The organism is Arthrobacter sulfonylureivorans, from assembly GCF_047607445.1.
GTDB lineage: Bacteria > Actinomycetota > Actinomycetes > Actinomycetales > Micrococcaceae > Crystallibacter > Crystallibacter sulfonylureivorans_A.
This window is the reverse complement of sequence record NZ_JBLKRT010000023.1, coordinates 18,419-38,387: the sequence shown is the minus strand read 5'-3', so window position 1 is coordinate 38,387 and position 19,969 is coordinate 18,419. Positions and strand designations below refer to the sequence as shown.

Genomic DNA, 19,969 nt, shown 5'->3' with positions numbered 1-19,969 from the left:
AAGGAGCAACATGGCCGCACCGAGCGTCACCCAGCAGCGTGCAGATGCGGCATGGATCGTCGTCGTACTTGCGGGCGTCACTGCCGCCATGCACATCTGGAAGCTGCCGACCGCCATTCCCGTTATCCAGCACGAGCTGGGGATGTCCTTGGTGCAGGCGGGCGTGCTGCTGGGCGTGGTGCAGGTGGCTGGTATGGCCGGCGGTCTGGCCGTGTCCCTGCTGGCAGAGCTGATCGGTGCGCGGCGTTGTCTGCTTGCCGGCCTCTGGCTGCTCATTGCCGGCTCGGTCATCGGCGGATTCGCCGACTCCGCAGCCGTGCTGATGGCCTGCCGCGCGCTGGAAGGCGCCGGTTTCCTGCTGACCACAGTGGTGGCGCCCGGCCTGATCCGCAGCAGCACCCCGTTGGCGCGAGTGAACCTGGCGGTCGGTTTCTGGAGCGCCTACCAAGGCTTCGCCACCTTCACCGGCTTGGTGGCCAGCGCGCTGATCCTGCAGGCCACCAACTGGCACATCTGGTGGTGGATCATGGCCGCCCTGACCGTGGTGCCGATCCCGCTGGTGCTCCGCTTCGTGCCGAAGGACCCGCCGCGCGACGGCTCAGGCCTGCCCGCGGCCGCCCGCCGCATCGGCCGCACCGTCCGCTCCCCCAAACCCTGGATCGCCGGCGTGGTGTTCGGCTGCTACACCGTCCAGTGGATGGCCGTGGTCGGCTTCCTGCCCACCATCTACCAGCAGAACGGCGTCACCGGCATCTGGGCCGGCATGCTCTCCGCGGTGGTCGGCGGCCTCAACGCGGTGGGCGCCATTGGCACGGCTCCCCTGCTGCAGCGCGGCGTCCCGCCGCGGATGCTGCTCATCCCCACCTTCATCCTGATGGGCACGACGACGGTGCTCACCTTCGCCGTCGACTGGTCCGCGGTGCCGGGCGGCATGGCCATCCAGTTCGCCTGCGTGGCCGTGTTTTCCATGGTGGGCGCGGCGGTCCCGTCCACGCTCACGCGGATGGCCGTGGATCTGGCTCCGCCGGACGGTTCCACCCCGGCGGCGATGGGCCTGATGCAGCAAATCTTCAACGTCGGCAACTTCACCGGCCCGGCTATCGTCGCGTGGCTGGCCACCGTCACCGGCGGCTGGCAATCCACCTGGTGGATGACCTGCACGTTCGCCCTGCTCGGGATTTGCCTGAGCCTCTACCTGAGCGAGAAGCGGCTGGGCCTGAACTTCGCCCACCGGTAATGGACCGAATGCGTGGCCAGACGTCGCGTGTCCAAGCTCGGGGGGGCCCGGGCTGGGTAACCGCGGGCTGGGCGGCCACGGACTCGGCGGCGGGGGTCGGACTGGCATGCACTAGGCCTGCAGCGTTTTTCGCTCCCACGTATAGGACTAACTGCCCATCTTTAACGACGCCCAAAGTCCGCTGACTAGGCGAAACGCTAACCGGCGTCGCCAAGACGTGGGATCGAAACCGCGGTAGGCGAAACGCCATCCGACGTCGCCGAAACGTGGCAGCAGGCCCGGACGGATTGATTCCGTCCGGGCCTGCTGCGTGACCTGCTGTTGTGGCTAGCCGGCGATGACCTGCGGCGAGCCGAGCTGCTTGAGGCCCTCGACGCCGAATTCCAGACCGTAGCCGGACTGCTTGGCACCGCCGAACGGAACGCGCGGGTCGATCGCGCCGTGCTTGTTGATCCAGACCGTGCCGGCCTCGATCCGGGCCGCTACCTCGCGGGCCTTGGCCGGATCGGAGGACCAGACCGAGGCACCGAGGCCGACCTTTAGCGCGTTGGCCATTTGCACGGCCTCGTCCACCGTGGAGTACTTGATGATCGGCAGCGCCGGACCGAACTGCTCCTCGGCCACCAGCGGGTTGTCGTTATCGATGTCCGCGACCAGCGTGGCCGGGTAGAAGTAGCCGGCCTGGCCCTCCTCCGGGTTGCCGCCGGTGAGCACGCGGGCGCCGGAATCCTTTGCCGCCTGCACCAGCTTCGCGACGATGTCGTACTGGGCCTTGTTCTGCAGCGGGCCCAGCACGTTGTTCTCGTCCAGCCCGACGCCCATCGGCATCTGCTCGGCCACCTCGGTGAGCGCGGCGCACACGTCGTCGTAAATGTCCTCGTGCACGTAGAGGCGCTTCAGCGCTGCACAGGTCTGCCCGGTGTTGATGAACGCGCCCCAGAACAGATCCTGCGCGGCGGCCTTCGGGTCCGTGTCCGGCAGCACGATGCCGGCGTCGTTGCCGCCCAGTTCCAGGGTCAGGCGCTTCACCGTGTCCGCGGAGGAACGGATGATCGCCTTGCCGGTGGCGGTGGAGCCGGTGAACATGACCTTGTCGATGCCCTGGTGCGCGGCCAGTGCCTCGCCCACCTCGCGGCCGCCCGGGACCACGTGCAGCACGTCGGCCGGCAGCACGGTGTTGAGCACCTCGGCCAGCGCCAGCACGGACAGCGGGGTGTATTCGGAGGGCTTCATCACCACGGTGTTGCCCATCCGCAGCGCCGGAGCGAGCTGCCAGACGCTGATCATCATCGGCCAGTTCCACGGTCCGATTGCCCCAACCACGCCCAGCGGCCGGTAGTGCAGCTCGGCGAGGTTGCCGTCTTCTTCCACCAGCGTCTCCGGCTCCAGCTCGAACGCGGCGGTGGCGCGCAGCCAGCCCGCGCACGCGCCGACCTCAAACCGGGCGTTCGGCCCGTTCAACGGCTTGCCCTGCTCGCGCGACAGCAACTCGGCCAGCGCCTCGGCATTCGCCTCCACCGCATCGGCGGCCCGGTTCAGGTACTCGCTGCGCTTGGCGTGGCCATGCCCGGCCCACTCCCGCTGCACGCGGCGGGCGGCCTCGACGGCGGCGTCCAGCTCGGCAACACCCGGCTCGGCCACCCGGCCGACCAGTTCGCCGGTGGCCGGATCCTTGATCTCCCGGCCGCCTTCGGCTGGCTGAATTGCAGCGAGCAAATCCGCCGCTGAAGCGAAAGTACCCTCGACAGTGGTCTCGGTGGTCATGGTTTTTCCTCCCCGTCTCTGACGACAACTGCCTCCAGCTTGCCGGAGATCCGGTACGGCTCCATAGACTATGCGTGCCGAAGACTTGACCCTGAGCGCACAGCTGCCGTCAGGGCGGGCGGGCCTCCCCCTTGGGCGGGTCGCGGTCCCTGCCCTGGGGATAGCTGAAGCTTGGAACTTCACCGCCAGCCGTGCCACGGTCTAACACTGCGCTGACCTGCGGTTATGCCCCGGGTCGGCCCGACCCCGGCAGCCCTTCCGGCAGCTCCCAACCGGTTCGGGCCCTCGCCAAGCCTCGGCATCAACGGTAGCGTCGGAGCATGCGAATTGCGGTGGTCGGAGCCAGCGGAAACGTGGGAAGTGCTCTTTTACGGCGCCTGCACGCGGCGCAGAGCGAACGCGAGGATCATCTGGAAATCGTCGGGATTGCCCGGCGTTTGCCGGATGCCACGCAAGCACCGTACGACGGCCTCACCTGGGTTGGCCTGGACGTCGCCGGGCGCGATGCGCGGCAAAAGCTCGTCGAGGCTTTCAAGGGATGCGACGCCGTCGTCCATCTCGCGTGGGTGCTGCAGCCGAACCACGACGAAGAGAAGATGCGCCGGGTCAACGTGGACGGCACGTCGAACGTGCTTGCCGCTGCCGTCAACGCCGGAGTGGGGCACGTGGTCTGCGCGTCGTCGGTGGGCGCGTACAGTCCCGGGCCGAAAGACTCCCGTGTGAATGAAGACTGGCCGGCCCGCGGCATCGAGACTTCGCACTACAGCCGGTTCAAGGGTCAACAGGAAGATCTGCTGGACCAATTTGCCGACGACCACCCGGAGATCAAGGTGGCGCGGTTGCGCCCGGGCCTGATCTTCCAGACGCAGGCCGGCAGCCAGATTGGCCGCTACTTTGTGGGGCCGTGGATTCCGAAGTTTTTCATCAACCGGCTGCGGTTGCCGCTGTTCCCCTTTCCGGAGGAGTTCGTCTTCCAGGCGCTGCATGCGGATGATGTGGCGGACGCCTACTGGCGTGTGGTGGATCAAGGTGCCCGCGGCGCCTTCAATGTCGCCGCTGAGCCCGTGATCACGCCCGGGCTGCTGGCGTCCATGTTCGGCGCCCGGCGCTGGCTGCCCGTCCCCGTACCGCTTGTCAGGTTGCTGGTAGGTGCAGCGTGGTCAGTCCGGCTGCTGGCCAGCGACCCGGGGTGGGTGGATATGGCCCGGGCCGCCCCGGTGATGGACACCGGCCGCGCGAGGACCGAACTCGGCTGGACCCCGCGGGTCGACTCGGTCTCGGCGATCCGACAAGTGCTCCGAGGGATGGCCACTGCAGAAGGTGTTCCAGAATCGCCGGCGATGCGCCCCAGAAGTCGCTGGACCGGTGCGGAACCGGGGACCGGCGCGTAATCTGAGCCCCAGGCACCGTACGGTGAACCCGGTGCCCGGTCCGCTCCCCAGAACGACACACTCGAGAAGGAGGATCTGATGGACCACAGCGAGAATTCACGCCCGGACAACCCGGACGCGCTGGACGACGAAGCGCAGCCCGCTGGTGCAGACGAAAACGACGAGGTCCACGAAGCCAACATCCCGGTCCACGGCGACGAAAAGCTGGCCGAAGACTTGGCCAAGAAAGCCTATGGCGATAAAGACCACGATGGCGAAGGCGACACTCCCAACGCGCCGTTCCCCTAGGCCCCACGACAGCACCTCCGTCACCCACCCTATGAAAGGAGCACCCTGTGAAAGGGAAAATCATGTTCGGCGCTGGCCTGGCTCTTGGGTTCGTCCTAGGCTCCAAGTCGGGACGGTCTGCCTATGAATCGATCAAGTCCAAGAGCCAGGAGTTCTGGCACAACCCCTCGGTTCAGGACAAGGTCCACCAAGCCACTGACGCGGTCAAGGACAAGGCCCCGGAAGTCGCTGACCAGTTCACCGAGGCGGCCAAGAAGGCCGGGTCCGCGGCGGCCGACAAGTTGCCCGGAAGGCATGGGAAGGACGACGGCGGTGCCAGCACCGGGACCCCGACCACGGTCCGGGACACCGTCTCGGATCCCGCCCACAATGACCAGACCGGACAGAACTGGACGGACGAGGGAGGCGCCATGCCGGGCGGCCCGGCCACCGGCGGAAGCGACGATCTGCGCCCGCCGGGCCCCGGAGTCTGACTCCGCGGAACGCAGCCAGCGGCCGGAGAATGAGCCGGACCCGGCCGGCAACTGATCCGGGCCCGGCCAGCAACGGATGGAAGGACGGGTATGACCGAGAGCAACGAGGACAAAAGGCCGCGCGACCCAGAGGACACCTCGGAGGAGGTTGGCATCCCCGAAGAAACGTCGCGAACCGGCTCGGCGGCCAAGCCCGGGGACACAGAGGACGCCAGCGCTCCGCCCGGGCCGGCGGAAGAGAAAGACCGGAAGACCCAGGACGACCGCGGCCTGACAACAGACACCAGCCCCAGCGACTGAAGCCCGCTCCGGCGGGCTTCCGCAGCCTGGAGCTAGCGTGTCGTAGCTGCCGCACGCGGGCCGGAGCGTCAGGGCGGGGTTTATCGGTGAGGGCGGGGTCCATGGGCCCTGCCCTCACCGATATAACCCGCCCTGAAGGACTTGCCTCTTCGCTTGGCATGCGCCGTTCTTGAACCTCGCCGTGCGGGCCGGTGGCTGCCGCTCACGCTTGTACCCGGCACGCGGACAGCCGGGAAGGCCGCTAGCGGTGCAGTAACGCGTCAGTAACGCGGGCAGGACTAAACCGATGCAACGCCCCGTAAGCGGTGGCGCTCCTCGTGTAGCGAGGTGCTCGGAACTGCTGAACAGAAGCGTGAACCGTGGCCACTGCATTCTCATCCTCCTTGACGGCGCCGGCGGCAAGGCCGGTGCAGCGGACGGCGGCGATGTGGATGGTCCACGATGTTTGAGTACAAGTTGACCCCGCAACTGTCGGTCTCGTTTCAGCGCTTCCGTTACCCCGACCATGGGATTGTTTACGCCGCCCCCACAAGCCTGGGTGCCTTGCCGTTCTGCGCCGGCTCGGAGGGCCTGACGGTACCGTCCCCGGATGGGGAAGCCCTCTGGATCGGCCTACTGACGCGGATGGTCCCGAGCGAACCCCTCTTGGTGGCCATGCTGGCCTTGGGAGCCGACGGGCAGCATCTGGATGCCGTTGGCGGCGGGCCCGCCGAAGGGACAACGCCCCTGGCCTGGATCAGGGTGCCGGAGATGCGGCACCTGCTCGGCATTGCCCATCACGACGACGGCTGGTGGGCGCTGGCCCGCGAGGCGGTCTTTGCCGGGGCTCCGTCCTGCGTTTCCTTGACGTTGTTGGCTCGGCCCGAACGCCCCCGGCATGCGGCAGCGGTCGCCTTGCCCATCCAACTGGTCGACTCTGCCGCTTTTGAAAGCATCTGCCAGACGCGCGTCCCGCCGCTGCGGCCGGACTCCGCCTACGGCGCCGTCTAGGCCTTAACCACCGGAAGCTCGGCCCACTCGGTGGTGAAGCGCGGCGAGGAGAATTCGCGTTTCATCGCCCACGCCGCCTGCGCCGCCAGCCCGCCTTGGCCGAGCCCAATGGCGGCTTCGCCGAATTTGGACCGGACGGCACCCAGCAAGTCACCGATGTTCCGCTGGTCCAAGTCGCTGACGAACGGGTCGAAAGCCTCCTGTCCGGCCGCCGGTTCCAGTCCGGACAGCAGCACTCCTGCCCGAACATAGTGGGCACCGGGAATGAGGCAGCCGCGCATAGCGGCCACCGCGGCCTTGGTCAGCTGAATCGGGTCCTGCGTTGGTGCCGGAAGGTGGACGCTGGCGGCGGGAAATGACGCCTCCCCACCGGCGAACCTGCTGGTGCCCGCGGTCACGGTCAGGACCGAGGCACGCAACCCCTCGGCCGCCATCCGGGCCGCACCCCGCTGGGCATAAACAGCCATCACCTGGTCCATCTCCTCCAGCGTGGTCACTGGCGTGGAGAAGCTGCGCGAGAACATGATCTGCTGTTTGTCGGCCCGCTCCTCGGTATGCGGAATGCACGCCGTCCCGTTCAATTCCAGCACAGTGCGCTGCAGCACCACGGAGAACTTTTTGCGGATCATCTGCGGATCGGCAGCCTTCAAATCGGCGATCGACTCGATCCCGATGGCGTTGAGCCGCGTCCCGGTCCGTCCGCCCACGCCCCACAGCCCGGTGACAGGAACGCGCGACTGGATCCACTCGATGTCCTGCGCCGGCATGGAGCCCAGCGAACAGACTCCGGCCATCTGCGGATTCCGTTTGGCAATGTGGTTGGCGAACTTGGCCAGCGTCTTCGTCCCGGCCACACCCACGCACACCGGAACGCCCACCTGCCGGGCCACGGCCGCCCTGATTCGGCCCGCCGTTTCCCACAGCTGCCGCTCATCCCCCGGCAGCCCGAGGAACGACTCGTCGATCGAGTAGACCTCCTGCCACGCTCCGAACCGGCCCAGCACTTCCATCACCCGAGCGCTGAGGTCGCCATACAGCTCGTAATTACTGGACTTCGCCACCAGCCCCCACGCCTTGGCCCGCGGCGCCACCTGGAACCAGGGCGTGCCCGTCTTGAGCCCCAGCTGTTTGGCCTCCTCGGACCGCGCCACCACGCAGCCATCGTTATTGGACAGCACGACGACGGGGCGCCCCTCGAGCGACGGATCAAACACCCGCTCACAGGAGACATAGAAGTTGTTGACGTCCACCAACGCGATCTGCTCACGGACCTGCGTCGGCGATGCGGCGGGTCCTCCGCTAGACATGGTGCAGGCAGCGCGTCGCCACGCCCCAGATGCTCAGGTCGCCGAGTTCGCCAACCTCGGTGGGGACGCCGCCGTCGTCGGTCTGAAGGCGCACACCGTCTGCACCCAGATGCAGGCGCCGCACCACCAGCTCTCCGTCCAGCACTGCGATGACCACCGATCCGTCGCGCGGTTCCAGTGACCGGTCCACAATCAGCTCATCGCCGTCACAGATTCCGGCCGCTGCCATCGAGTTTCCGGCCACGCGCATCACGAAGGTACTGGTCCGGTCCCGGATCAGATGCCGGTTCAGGTCGATGCCGCCGTGGAAATAATCCCGCGCCGGGGAGGGAAAACCACGCGCGTCCTCGGGTGTCCCCTCCCCCAACTCCGGGCCGGCCGACGCGCCAGAGGGCCGCTCCAAACCGAACATTCCCCACCCCCGCTTTTCGAACAAACCTTCGAAGACCAGACTAGCACCCGGCCGCCGGCTGCCCGAGGCTCGAACGCTCCGGACCCAGGCCGCCGACGTTAGGGGCGCCAGCGCTCCGGACCTCAGGTCAGGCGGGCCTCGGGGGAACGGGTCTTTCCCGGATCGCGCTCGGCCAGCCGGCCCACTGCTTCATCGACGCGGGCCATGGTGCCCTCGTCGAGGGTGACGCCCGCGGCCCTGACGTTGTCCCGCACTTGCTCCGGCCGCGAGGCACCAATCAGCGCGGAGGCCACGTTGGGATTCTGCAGCACCCAGGCCACCGCCAGTTGCGCCATCGTCAGCCCGGCATCCCTGGCGATCGGCTCAAGCAACTGCACCGCCTCCAGGACGTCGTCCCGCATAAAGCGGGAGATCATATCCGCGCCGCCCTTGCTGTCCGTTGCGCGGCTGCCCGCGGGCAATTCGCCGCCCGGGCGGTACTTGCCGGTCAGCACGCCCTGCGCGACGGGCGACCACACGATCTGTGAGATGCCCAGCTCTTTCGACGCGGGCACCACCTCGGACTCGATCACCCGCCACAACATGGAGTACTGCGGCTGGTTCGAGATCAGGCTGATGCCCAGCTCCTTGGCCAGCGCGTGCCCTTCCCGCAACTGCTGGGCATTCCATTCGCTGACCCCGATATAGAGCGCCTTGCCGGCCCGGACCACGTCGGCGAAGGCTTGCATCGTCTCCTCGAGTGGAGTCTCCACATCGAATCGGTGTGCCTGGTACAGGTCTACGTAGTCGGTCTGGAGCCTGCTCAGTGAGCCGTCGATGGACTCCATGATGTGCTTTCGGCTCAGCCCGGTGTCGTTGTGCCCTTTGGGGCCGGTGGGGAAATAGACCTTGGTGAAGATTTCCAGCGACTGCCTCCGCTGCCCCTTGAGCACGTTGCCCAGCACTTCTTCCGCCACAGTGTTGGCGTAGACGTCCGCTGTATCGAACGTGGTGATGCCCTCATCGAGCGCTGCGTGTACGCACTGAGTAGCCACGTCGTTCTCCACCTGCGACCCGTGCGTAAGCCAGTTGCCGTAGGTGATCTCCGAAATTTTGAGTCCGCTGTTGCCCAGGTATCTGAATTCCATTTTGTCAGCGTACTTTCCATCCGGCCGGAGTGCAGGGCTTGCAGGGAGTGCAGGTACAGGTGCAGCGGCAAGAAGATGCCGAGCGAGCCGCGGTGTAAACCCGCCCATCAAGTACATGAGCCAACTTGACTCAACTCTTGGAAGCGGTTGGAATAATTCTCGAAGCGAGGCGTTAACATGAGTCGAAGGCACTCAAGTCCACAGGAGGATCATCAATGCCACTGTTCTTCGGACCCGCATCCGGCAACGGATCTTTCGACGAGTTCCTGGTCCGCTACCTGCAGGGCCAGCGCGCGGCGCAGTCCCGCCGCACGGTCGATCTCACCCGGCTGCTCAGCCGCCGCACCCACGAAGTGCTGGCACAGTCAGCCGCGTTCGCCGCCGGCCTTGGCCACACGGAAGTAGATGCGCTGCACATTCTGCGCGTCATGGCCGAGCAGGAACCGGCTGCCGGCCAGATCAAGCTCACCGGCGCCGATCCGCAGGCCATCGTCCGCACCGCCGAACAAAGCCTGCCGGAAAAGGCGGACCCGATCAGCGAAGCGCCGTCCCTGACTCCGTCGGCGCAGCGCGCCCTGCTGGATGCCCACCAAGTGGCCCGGGCGTTCGGCTCCACCTACATTGACCCGGAGCACCTGTTCGCCGCGTTCGTCCTGAACCAGGAGACGGCAGCCGGCCAGATCCTGGCCGCCACCGGCGTCACCCCTCAGGCACTGCAGCAGGCCAACGCGGCCGAAGCAGCCCAAGCGCAAGCAGCCCAGGCGCAGGCGGGCCCGGGCGGCAACCCGGCAACCCAGCAGGAACAAGCGGCTGGCTCGGCAACCCCGATGCTGGACCAGTTCGGCCTCGACCTGACCGCGCGGGCCCGGGAGAACGAACTGGATCCGGTGATCGGCCGCGCCGACGAGATTGCGCAAACCATCGAGATCCTGGCCCGCCGCACCAAGAACAACCCGGTGCTGATCGGCGAGGCCGGCGTCGGCAAGACCGCCATCGTCGAAGGACTGGCCCAGGCCATCGTGGACGGCGACGTTCCGGAGCAGCTGCGCGGCAAGCGCGTGGTGTCGCTTGACCTGCCCGGCATGCTGGCGGGCACCCGCTACCGCGGCGACTTCGAAGAGCGGCTGACCAAGACCATGGACGAGATCAGTGCCGCCAGCGGCGACCTGATCGTCTTCATCGACGAACTGCACACCGTGGTCGGTGCCGGCGGAGGCGGCGAGGGCGGCATGGATGCGGGCAACATCCTCAAGCCACGGCTGGCCCGCGGGGAGCTGCACCTGGTCGGCGCCACCACGCTGGGCGAGTACCGCAAGGTGGAAAAGGACCCTGCGCTGGAGCGCCGCTTCCAGCCGGTGATGGTGGGCGAGCCCTCGATCGAGGACGCGGTGCAGATCTTGGCCGGATTGAAGGACCGCTACGAGGAGCACCACCAGGTGACCTACACCGACGGAGCCATCCGCGCCGCCGTCGAGATGTCCTCGCGCTACATCACGGACCGCTTCCTGCCGGACAAGGCGATCGACCTGATCGACCAGGCCGGAGCCCGGCTGAGCCTGCGGCGCGGCCCGCGTGTTGACGTGGCAGCGCTGCGTGATCAGCTGACGGAGCTGGAGGCGGCCAAGAACGCGGCCGTTGCCGAGGAACGCTACGAGGATGCCTCCTCGCTGCGCGATGAGATCGAGGCATTGAGGGCCACGATCGATTCCGCCGCCCAGCCAGCCACCCACGCCACGGAAGACAACGACGCCGGGGCGCGCCTCGCCGTCGTGCCCTCCGATGTGGTGGGCGAGGCAGAGATTGCCGAAATCATTACCCGCGCCACCGGCATTCCGGCCGCCAGGCTGACCCAGGGCGACCGGCAGCGGCTGGCCCGTCTGGAGGAGGACCTGCATGCCCGGGTGATCGGGCAGGACGATGCCGTGGCCGCCATCGCCAAGTCGGTTCGGCGCAACCGCACCGGCATGGGCGACGAGGGCCGGCCCGTTGGCAGCTTCCTGTTCCTGGGCCCCACCGGGGTGGGCAAGACCGAGCTGGCCAAGGCTCTGGCGGAGTCGCTGTTCGGTGACGAGAACGCCATGGTCCGCTTCGACATGAGCGAATACGGCGAGCGCCACACCGTCTCGCGGCTGGTCGGTGCCCCTCCGGGCTACGTCGGCTACGGGGAGGCAGGCCAGCTGACCGAGCGGGTCCGCCGGCATCCGTACTCGGTGGTGCTGCTGGACGAGGTGGAGAAGGCGCACCCGGACGTGTTCAACCTGCTGCTGCAGGTGCTCGACGACGGACGCCTCACCGATGGACAGGGCCGAACCGTGGACTTCCGCAACACCGTGGTGATCATGACCTCCAACCTTGGGTCGGAGTTCCTGGCCAGCAAGGGCGGAGCACTGGGCTTCACCTCGAATCACGGCGTGGACGGCTTCGCCTCCGAGCAGGACCTGCGCGCCCGGGTGATGGGCCGGCTGCGCGAGGCCATGCGGCCGGAGTTCCTGAACCGGATCGACGAGATTGTGCTGTTCCGCAAGCTGGAGAAGGAGCAGTTGCGCTCCATCGTGCGGCTGCAGCTGCGCCGGTCCGAGGCCCGGCTGGCTGCCCAGGGCATCTCGCTGGCCGTGGACGAGGACGCGGTGGAGTGGATCGCCGAGGCCGGCTACGAACCGGAATACGGGGCCCGGCCGCTGCGCCGCGTGATCCAGCGCGAACTGGACGACCGGATTGCGGACCTGCTGGTCGCGGAGTCAGTCGCCGAAGGTGGCCGGATCCGCGTGACCGCCGGGGAGGATGGCCTCCGCGTCACGGCGGAGAGCATGGCCGCCGCCGCGTAGCCGCCACCTAACCGGCACGGCACCGGCTCCGCTTCCGCAGAGGGCGGGCACCTGATTCGACCAGTTCGTCGATGTGGTGTCCCGCCCTCGCGGTTGTGTGCAGTCTTCGGGGTCTTCTGCAACATCCCCCGGCTACGCGGCCGGGGCAAGCCCTTCGCCGACGACGCGGCCAGGACAAGCGCGCTAGGCCTCCGCTGCCTCGACGCCACCGACGGGACGCGGCAAATGGGCGGCGAGGCCGTCGAGGATCAGGTCCAAACCGAAGTCGAACTCCTCGGAAAAATCGTAGCCGGGCTGCAGAACGTGCTGCAGCGCAAACTCCTGCAGATGCGGATAGTCCCCCGTACTAAACATTTCCACCATCGGCCCGGCGACTTCCGCCAAGCTTTCCGGTCCGTCGAACGGCAGCGATGCCTCTTGCAGAGCTGAGCCATACACATAGGCGTCCAGCAGAGCGTAGGTGTGAGCCGCCAAGGACAGCGAAAAACCGGCCGCTCGGAGGGTACCGAGGACCGCGTCATGGTGGCGAAGATTCGCCGGGCCCGGCACGGTCCGGGATTCCATCAGGGCAATCGCCCACGGATGCCGGTGCAGCACTTCGCGGGCGGAGATTGCGCGCCGCTTTAGCTCGGCCTTCCACTCGCCGCCCGGGACGGGCAACTCGATTTCGTTGAAGATGGCGTCCACAATGCCATCCAGGATCTCGTCCTTGTTGCGCACGTAGTGGTACAGAGACATCGGCTTGGTTTCCAGGGACTTGGCCAGCGAGCGGATGGTCAGCCCGGCAAGCCCGCCGTCATCGGCGATGGCCATTGCGGCCTGCACCACGCGTTCGCGGCTGAGCGGGGGGCGTTCTGGAGCAGCAGATTTTTCAGTCATTGTTCCCGTGACTATAGCATTCTCGTACTTTGTACGATAACTTCGTACAAAGTACGACCCATCAGCAGCTCCACCGTCAGATCCTCGGGAAGGAAACCTCCATGGAATCGCAAAAGTCCTCCGCGCCGGCAGCCCAGACACCCCCGTCGGAAAGCAAGGCCCCCGCACCGGACCGAACCATGCGCGCCATGGTCCAGCGCGAGTACGGCTTGGCCGATGCGCTGCAGTTGGACACCGTCGCAGTGCCGGACATCGCCGACAACCAGGTGCTCATCCGGGTCCGCGCGGCCGGGCTGGACCGCGGAACGTGGCATATGGCCACAGGACTGCCCTACCCGGTCCGCGCGGTGTCGGGCTGGCGCACTCCCAAGAATCCGATCCTGGGGCTGGATGTTGCGGGAACGGTAGCCGCGGTGGGCCCTGCCGTCACACGGTTCGCGGTCGGAGACGAGGTCTTCGGCTTCGGCAAGGGCTGCTTCGCCGAGTACGCGGTGGCCTCGGAGAAAATGCTGGCACGAAAGCCTGCCGCACTGACCTTTGAGCAGGCGGCCGCGGTTCCGGTGTCCGGCACAACGGCCCTGCAGGCCCTGCGCGACGCCGGCAAACTGCAAGCCGGTCAGAGCGTGCTGATCACCGGCGCCTCAGGTGGCGTAGGCACCTACGCAGTGCAGATCGCTGTCGCGATGGGCGCAACCGTCACCGGTGTCTGCAGTGCTGCCAAAGCAGACCTGGTGCGCAGTCTCGGCGCCGAAACCGTCATCGACTACACCCGCCAGGACTTCGCCGCCGAGGGCCGCCGCTACGACGTGATCATTGACGCAGCCGGCAACCCATCACTGAAGCGCCTGCGCCGGGCACTCGCCCCTGGCGGCACGGCAGTCATCGTTGGCGGCGAGGGCGGCGACCGCTGGACGGGCGGCTTGTTCAGGCCGATTGGCGGCATGTTCCTGTCCCTCTTCAGCCGGCAGCGTTTTGTCATGTTCATGGCACGCGAGAACGCCACGGAGTTCGAGCGGCTGGGTGAACTGATCGTTTCGGGCAAGGTGACCCCGAGCATCGACCGGACCTACCCGCTGAAGCAGATGCCGGTGGCCATCGGCCGACTGGACGCTGGAGAAGTGCGGGGCAAAGCCGTCATCACCATCTAACCGGTGACAGGCTTAGCTGGCGAAGCCACCGGACAAAAGGACGCAGTGGCTCCGACATACAACGCCAAACAGTGGCGCTGACGGCGTCCGGGTTCCAGACTGGGAGCGTTACCAGTTCCGGCTGCACCGCGAAGGAGCCACGGCTATGCCCAACAATGCCCAACTGCGACTCAGACCCGTCCTCGAGATCCTGGCCGATGCGGCCGCCAACGGCACTCGCCCCGATGCCCGCGAGGTCATTAGCGAAGCCCTGCGCCGCGTGCCGCCGACCGCCCACGAACAGGAACTGCTGAGCGGCGGAGTGCCGCGCGGCTTCAAGAACCTGACGACGGCGACCGCCCGGTTGGTCAAGGCGGGTTGGATGTCCAAGGGCCGCGGCGGTTGGGCCGTCACCGAAGATGGGCTGCGGGCCATCGTCGCCTTCTCCAGCCCGTCCGAACTGGCAGAGGCCCTCGAGGCAGGAACCCCGCTGCCCGACGCACCGGCGGCGACGGCTGAGGCAAAGCCGGTTGCCGCGGCAGACGCGCCGGCCGTGGATGCAGAGCCTCTTGCCTCGCCGGACGCGCCCGCCCCGGCTGTGGATCCCGGACGCCCCGCCGACCAGCCGGAAACCGTGGCCGTCGTCGGCGACTTCGGCGTCCTGCTCGGAGCCGATCGGGACTGGGACCCCGCTGGCAATGCGGTGCAGATGCGCTTCGAGCCAGCCGATGGCCTGTGGCGGCTGGACGGCGAACTGCCCGCCGGGCGCTACGCCTTCAAGTTCGCGCTGAACGGTTCGTGGGAGGAGAACTACGGCGCCTACGGCCTTCTGGACGGCGCCAACCACGAGTTCCAGCACGACGGCGGTGCGGTCACCATTGTCTACGACCACGCCACCCGCGACCTCGCGGCGGCTTCCCAATTGACCCCGGCCTGAGGCTGAAAGTGCCGGCCGGGAAGAGAGAAGAATCTTCGCAGCCGGCGCCGTTCTGACGATGGTGGGCCGCACCCGGAGGTGAGGGAAAAGGGTCAGGTGCGGCCCGCCGTCGTACGTTTTCTAGGCTCTGACCAGCTGCTCCGCCGCAGGTACCGGCAAGGCCACCTCCGCGTCCAGGATCTCTTCGGCCTCCTGCAGACCGATGCCTTTGGAGAGGGCAATCTCCGTCGCCAGCGGCTTCTTGGCGTATTGCAGCATATCCTTCTCGGCGTGGGACATGCTGCCCTTGCTCTGCAGGCGCCGGGACAGGTCACGGACCAGGCCGGCGATGACGAAGATGTCGCCGGTGCGCAGGCGTTCCTGATTGTCCTTGAATCGCCGGGACCACTGCGGGTCCTCCTCGCGGGAGGGTGCACGGAGCACTTCGAACAAAGCTTGCATCTGCACCTCGTCAAAGACAGTCCGCAGACCTATTTCTTCCGCGTTCTCGACCGGGACGCCGACGGTGAGGTTCGAGTCCTTGATTTCGAGCATGACGTAGCGGCATTCGGCGTGCTGCCGTGAAAGCCGGGTCCTGATGCCGCGGACAACAGCCGGACCGTGGTGGGGATGGACAAGGGATTGACCTTCAGCAAATTGCATTCGAGAGTCCTCTGATTCAGCACGAGCGCCACACTCGACATCAGTGGACGGAGTGCCCGAAGGGCCTCACGCCAGACGGTCGTCCCACCAACGAAACCCTGGTGCAAATGCCCGGGAAATCGGTTGCGTGGGCACGCGGACCGTGTCGTCTCCACATGGATGGATACGCCCGGAACCCGCAAGCTTGGCTGCTTCCATTATCTCACGCAGAAGGTCTATGTTCCTTGGAATGCCGGGCCACAAGGCGCAGCGAGCACGCATCACCGGCGTCATCTGGAGCCCCAGAAGTAGTGCTCCACAAAGGGTATGTATGAACCCTTGACTGGTCCGTTGAGCAGCTGTCACGATGTCTCACATGGCGCAGAGCTGCGCATCATGCGCAACTTCTTCAGGTCCGGCTGGCGCCAGAACCTCGAAGGAGGAAGCACCCATGTCGGAGATTCTCGATTCGGGCTCCGCCCCGTTCAACGGCACCGATTCACGCGTCAACCCCCATCCGGCCGTCACGCTCTACACCCGGCTGCGCAAGTCCCCGTATTTCTGGAAGTCGCGGGAGCACGGCGTCGCGGCCTATAGCGTCTACAACCACACCTACCATCCGCGCCACTATGGCGATCCGGTCAGCGAATACTGGTCCTTGCTGAACGACGTCACCCTGTGGGACGTCGGAGTAGAGCGGCAGCTGCAGATCAGCGGCCCGCAGGCCTTCGATTTCACCAATATGTTGACCCCGCGCGACCTGACCAAATGCGCGGTGGGCCAGTGCAAATACGCCTTCATCACCGCTGCCGACGGCGGCATCATCAACGACCCGATCCTGCTGCGCGTGGAGGAGAACAAGTTCTGGTTGTCACTGGCGGACAGCGACGTGCACCTGTGGGCCATGGGCCTGGCCCACGCCGGCGGCTGGGACGTCACGGTGGAAGAAGTGGACGTGGCCCCGGTCCAGGTCCAGGGCCCCAAAGCCAAGGGGCTGATGTCCGATCTGTTCGGCCCGCAGATCCTGGACATGCCCTACTACTACATGCAGCACCACACGCTGAACGGCCTGGACGTGGTGGTCAGCCGGACCGGGTACACCGGTGAAATCGGCTACGAGATCTACCTCTACAACGCCACCCAGAACGCCGGCCGCCTCTGGGACACCGTCTGGGAAGCCGGTCAACCGCACGACCTGCGTGTGATCGGCCCCTGCCACATCCGCCGCATCGAGGCCGGCATGCTCGCTTACGGTTGCGACATCACGCTCGACACCAACCCGCTGGAAGTCGGCTACGACTACAACTGGATGGTGGACCTGGATCAGGAGGCTGACTTCGTTGGCAAGGAAGCATTAAGCCGCATCCGCGAGAAGGGCATCGATCGGCTGCTGGTCGGGGTGGATATCGACGGCGAACCGCTGGGCAGCTACAACGACGGCTCCATGATCGAGCCCTTCCCGGTCTCGGTCGGCGGCGGCGCGCAGATCGGCAAAGTCACCAGCGCCTGCAATTCCCCGCGGCTGGAACGCAACATCGGCCTGGCCATGGTGCCGTTCGACCTCAGCGAAGAGGGCACCGCGCTGTCCATCCACACACCAGAGGGAGTCCGCGAAGGAACAGTGGTGCAAAAGCCCTTCTTCGATCCCAGCAAGGAGACACCCAAGGACTGAACCGGACCCTTGCCCGGCCAACCACCAACGACGGCGGAGCCCACCTTTCGCAGGTGAGCTCCGCCGTCGTTGTTCCTGCCTTTTCGAGGCCCGTCGGCGGCGATACGGTCAAGGATATGGACACTGACTACTTTGCCGGGGACACCCGGACCAACCGCGAACGGATGCTGGCCGGCGACCTGTACATTGCCGACGACCCGGAGAGCGAACGCCGGGCCAAGCGTGCCCTGCGGCTGGCCGACGAGTACCACCGTGCGGTGGTCGCCGACGCGGACAATGCGAGGTCGATCCTGGCCGAACTGCTGGGCGGCCTCGGCGAGGACGCCTACGTGAAGCCTCCCCTGTTCGTTGATTACGGGGAACACATCTTCATTGGTCCCCGCACCTTCATCAACTACAACTTCACCGCCCTGGATGTTGCCGCTATCACCATCGGCGCCGACTGCCAGATTGGACCCGGCGTCCAGCTCCTGACGCCGACGCATCCGATCGAAGCCCAGCCGCGCAGGGACAAGCTGGAAGCGGCCCAGCCGATCACCCTCGGCGACAACGTATGGCTTGGCGGGGGTGTGATTGTCTGCCCGGGCGTGACGATCGGCGAGAACAGCGTGATCGGCGCCGGCTCGGTGGTCACCGGCGATATTCCAGCCAATGTGGTCGCGGTGGGCAGTCCGGCCCGGGTGGTCCGGCAGATCTGAACCCGGCATCTGGAACTCTCAACGCGCGGGCTCAGCAGCGGGGCCCACCGTGCGGTCCGACGCTGTCGCAACCAGCGCGGGCCGACACCGCGGGATAACAACGCGCCCCGATACTTCCGCGTACCTTAGGCTCCCGGCTGCGCGCCGGCCGAGAGCCTCCGGCCGCTGGAGCTGCCGTGGTCCGCGATATCCGTGCTCGGCGGGCCGTCGGCGGGCAGGGTGAAGGTGAAGACGCTCCCGGCACCGGGCTCGCTGATGCAGCTGATGGTCCCGCCGTGGCGTTCCACGATGTCCTTGGAGAGCGCCAGCCCGAGGCCCAGCCCGGGAATGGATCCGCGGCGGGCCTCCGGGCTGCGGAAAAACCGGGTGAACACGTTGCTGCGCTCTTCGGCGCCCATGCCCATTCCCGTGTCCGCCACCCGGCATTCCACCATGCCGTCGCCCTCGGTGCAGCTGACCGTGACGTCCCCGCCTTGCGGGGAGTACTTGATGGCATTGGACACCAGATTGTCCAACACCTGCCGGACGCGGGCCGGGTCGCAGACCACTTCCAGGTCCCCTAGCGAATGCGTGCTGAGCGTGACCCCGCCGGCGGCGGCCTTCGGTTCGGCCGCGGCCACGGCCTGCGCGGCGATTTCCGCCAGATCCGCCTGGACCGGCTGCAGCTCCGAGAAGCCTGCCGCAGTGCCGAGCAGATCATTGACCAGTTTGAGCAGCTGGTCCGAATTCCTGGTGATGGTGTCCAGCCCTGAAACCATGTTCGGCGACAAGTCCGGAGCCATGGACAGCAACTCGGCGTATCCCTGGATGGAGGTCAGCGGGGTGCGCAGTTCGTGGGACACACTGGAGAGGAACTCGTTTTTCGCATCCACCGCGGCCACCAGCTCGGTGACGTCGTTGAAGGCCAGCACCGTGCCTTCCCGTCGGCCGCTGTCGTCAAGCATGGCCTGGGCTGAGGCGGAGAGGACCCGTTGCTGCGGTTTCCGGCCCATCCAAATCAGGTGCTCGGAAAACGACTCGCCCCGGACAGCACGGCGAATGGGCCTGTCCTGGGCCGGGATCACGGTACTGCCGCCGTCGGCATAGAGTTCCAGCCGGGACTCAGGCGCGTCCTCCTCCCCCGGCGGAAGCGCCAGACGGCGCAGTTCTTCCTGCCGGCGGTTCCGCAGGATCGTGTTGCCGGCTTCGTCGACGGCGAGGACGCCCACATCCACCGCGCTGAGGACGGCCGACAGGAGTCGTTCGCGCCTGCCGCTGGCTTCCAGCAGGCTGCGCAGCTCCGCGTCCTTGGCTTCAACCACTCGCTGCTGTTCCATCATGCTCGCCGTCATCACCCGTACGGTGATGCCGATGGCCAGCATCATGAACGGGACCAGCAGCGGGTGGGTCAACGCCTTGAACGTGACGGCGGCGTCCCCGAGGAACACCGGGATCCAGACCATCGCCAGCGACGCCAGCGCGCCGGCGATCACGGACAGCTTGGGCAGTTGTCCCGAGGCCGCCAGCCAGATCACCGGGAAGGCGGCCAGCAGCCCCACTCCGGTCAGGACTGACCCGGTACCTTCGCGCAGCAGGGCGATCGGAACAAAGTCCAACAGCGGGATGAGCAGGAATGACGGGTACGGCAGCTTGTCCCAGGGCACCAGGAAACAGGCCGCCAGCAGCGCCGCGTTGAGCAGCATACTGAGGCGGAACTGCGGATCCGACAGGAGCGGCGGATAGAAAATCCATGTTCCCGCCAGCAGGAACAGCATGGTGATCGACAGCGGCAGTTGGCTCATCACAACCCGCCCGCGCAGGGAGAGCGTATGGAACTTAACCCGGTTCAAGATCAGTAGATCGAGGACTTTATCCACGGCGGCGACTCCAATATCGTCGTCACGGGCGGTTTCTGCAGTGACGGATGTGACAAACGGGAAGA

The 19,969-nt window shown here is 66.7% G+C and carries 18 protein-coding genes; 11 read left to right on the top strand and 7 right to left on the bottom strand.

Annotation, left to right across the window (positions count from 1 at the left end; all coding sequences use genetic code 11):
* Positions 1 to 10 precede the first annotated feature (10 nt).
* On the top strand, positions 11 to 1,237 hold the full coding sequence (locus ACMX2H_RS12140) for an MFS transporter (RefSeq protein ID WP_414960745.1): 1,227 nt from the start codon (positions 11 to 13) through the stop codon (positions 1,235 to 1,237).
* Positions 1,238 to 1,564: 327 nt separating this feature from the next.
* Here ACMX2H_RS12140 and ACMX2H_RS12135 read toward each other — a convergent pair whose 3' ends face one another.
* Entirely contained in the window at positions 1,565 to 3,001 is a 1,437-nt protein-coding gene (locus tag ACMX2H_RS12135) for an aldehyde dehydrogenase family protein (protein ID WP_414960744.1), read from the bottom strand.
* Between the two features lie 320 nt (positions 3,002 to 3,321).
* On the opposite strand from ACMX2H_RS12135, the gene ACMX2H_RS12130 reads away from it, so the two are divergent.
* From ACMX2H_RS12130 to ACMX2H_RS12110, 5 genes are all read left to right on the top strand, one after another.
* A complete protein-coding gene (locus tag ACMX2H_RS12130) occupies positions 3,322 to 4,392 on the top strand; it encodes an NAD-dependent epimerase/dehydratase family protein (protein WP_414960743.1) in 1,071 nt (356 codons plus the stop codon).
* Positions 4,393 to 4,470: 78 nt separating this feature from the next.
* Positions 4,471 to 4,680 (top strand): hypothetical protein, encoded by a 210-nt coding sequence (locus tag ACMX2H_RS12125; protein ID WP_414960742.1) that lies wholly within the window; start codon positions 4,471 to 4,473, stop codon positions 4,678 to 4,680.
* A 47-nt stretch (positions 4,681 to 4,727) separates the two neighbouring features.
* A complete protein-coding gene (locus ACMX2H_RS12120) occupies positions 4,728 to 5,153 on the top strand; it encodes a hypothetical protein (protein ID WP_414960741.1) in 426 nt (141 codons plus the stop codon).
* 90 nt (positions 5,154 to 5,243) lie between these two features.
* Positions 5,244 to 5,453 carry a hypothetical protein gene (locus tag ACMX2H_RS12115; protein WP_414960740.1) on the top strand — a complete coding sequence of 70 codons (210 nt, stop codon included), beginning with the start codon at positions 5,244 to 5,246 and terminating at the stop codon, positions 5,451 to 5,453.
* 441 nt (positions 5,454 to 5,894) lie between these two features.
* The gene (locus ACMX2H_RS12110) at positions 5,895 to 6,443 is read left to right on the top strand and encodes a hypothetical protein (protein WP_414960739.1); all 549 of its coding nucleotides are present in this window, start codon (positions 5,895 to 5,897) and stop codon (positions 6,441 to 6,443) included.
* Here the strand turns inward: ACMX2H_RS12110 and ACMX2H_RS12105 are convergent.
* The 3 genes from ACMX2H_RS12105 to ACMX2H_RS12095 all read right to left on the bottom strand — a co-directional run bounded on the left by ACMX2H_RS12105 (position 6,440) and on the right by ACMX2H_RS12095 (position 9,289).
* Positions 6,440 to 7,750: a Y-family DNA polymerase gene (locus tag ACMX2H_RS12105; RefSeq protein ID WP_414960738.1), complete on the bottom strand. Its 1,311-nt coding sequence runs from the start codon at positions 7,748 to 7,750 to the stop codon at positions 6,440 to 6,442. The two genes, ACMX2H_RS12110 and ACMX2H_RS12105, sit on opposite strands and share 4 nt — an antisense overlap.
* On the bottom strand, positions 7,743 to 8,153 hold the full coding sequence (locus ACMX2H_RS12100) for a LexA family protein (protein WP_414960737.1): 411 nt from the start codon (positions 8,151 to 8,153) through the stop codon (positions 7,743 to 7,745). Before ACMX2H_RS12100 ends, ACMX2H_RS12105 begins: the two co-directional genes overlap by 8 nt.
* 131 nt (positions 8,154 to 8,284) lie before the next feature.
* Positions 8,285 to 9,289 (bottom strand): aldo/keto reductase family protein, encoded by a 1,005-nt coding sequence (locus ACMX2H_RS12095; protein WP_414960736.1) that lies wholly within the window; start codon positions 9,287 to 9,289, stop codon positions 8,285 to 8,287.
* A gap of 215 nt (positions 9,290 to 9,504) precedes the next feature.
* Between ACMX2H_RS12095 and ACMX2H_RS12090 the strand changes: the two genes are divergently transcribed.
* Entirely contained in the window at positions 9,505 to 12,114 is a 2,610-nt protein-coding gene (locus ACMX2H_RS12090; RefSeq protein ID WP_414960735.1) for an ATP-dependent Clp protease ATP-binding subunit, read from the top strand.
* Between the two features lie 183 nt (positions 12,115 to 12,297).
* Here the strand turns inward: ACMX2H_RS12090 and ACMX2H_RS12085 are convergent, their stop codons facing one another.
* Complete coding sequence (locus ACMX2H_RS12085) at positions 12,298 to 12,993, bottom strand: TetR/AcrR family transcriptional regulator (RefSeq protein ID WP_414960734.1); 696 nt, start codon at positions 12,991 to 12,993, stop codon at positions 12,298 to 12,300.
* Positions 12,994 to 13,094: 101 nt separating this feature from the next.
* On the opposite strand from ACMX2H_RS12085, the gene ACMX2H_RS12080 reads away from it, so the two are divergent.
* Together ACMX2H_RS12080 and ACMX2H_RS12075 are read left to right on the top strand one after the other, a co-directional pair.
* Positions 13,095 to 14,141 (top strand): NAD(P)-dependent alcohol dehydrogenase, encoded by a 1,047-nt coding sequence (locus ACMX2H_RS12080; protein ID WP_414960733.1) that lies wholly within the window; start codon positions 13,095 to 13,097, stop codon positions 14,139 to 14,141.
* A 145-nt stretch (positions 14,142 to 14,286) separates the two neighbouring features.
* Positions 14,287 to 15,057, top strand: coding sequence for a pullulanase X25 domain-containing protein (locus tag ACMX2H_RS12075; RefSeq protein ID WP_414960732.1), 771 nt, complete (start codon positions 14,287 to 14,289; stop codon positions 15,055 to 15,057).
* Between the two features lie 120 nt (positions 15,058 to 15,177).
* Here ACMX2H_RS12075 and ACMX2H_RS12070 read toward each other — a convergent pair whose 3' ends face one another.
* Positions 15,178 to 15,699: a CarD family transcriptional regulator gene (locus ACMX2H_RS12070; protein WP_414960731.1), complete on the bottom strand. Its 522-nt coding sequence runs from the start codon at positions 15,697 to 15,699 to the stop codon at positions 15,178 to 15,180.
* Positions 15,700 to 16,129: 430 nt separating this feature from the next.
* On the opposite strand from ACMX2H_RS12070, the gene ACMX2H_RS12065 reads away from it, so the two are divergent.
* Together ACMX2H_RS12065 and ACMX2H_RS12060 are read left to right on the top strand one after the other, a co-directional pair.
* A complete protein-coding gene (locus ACMX2H_RS12065) occupies positions 16,130 to 17,350 on the top strand; it encodes a glycine cleavage T C-terminal barrel domain-containing protein (RefSeq protein ID WP_414960730.1) in 1,221 nt (406 codons plus the stop codon).
* Between the two features lie 116 nt (positions 17,351 to 17,466).
* Positions 17,467 to 18,048 carry a sugar O-acetyltransferase gene (locus tag ACMX2H_RS12060; RefSeq protein WP_136785908.1) on the top strand — a complete coding sequence of 194 codons (582 nt, stop codon included), beginning with the start codon at positions 17,467 to 17,469 and terminating at the stop codon, positions 18,046 to 18,048.
* A gap of 125 nt (positions 18,049 to 18,173) precedes the next feature.
* On the opposite strand, the gene ACMX2H_RS12055 is transcribed toward ACMX2H_RS12060, so the two are convergent.
* On the bottom strand, positions 18,174 to 19,904 hold the full coding sequence (locus tag ACMX2H_RS12055) for a sensor histidine kinase (RefSeq protein WP_414960729.1): 1,731 nt from the start codon (positions 19,902 to 19,904) through the stop codon (positions 18,174 to 18,176).
* Positions 19,905 to 19,969: the final 65 nt, after the last annotated feature.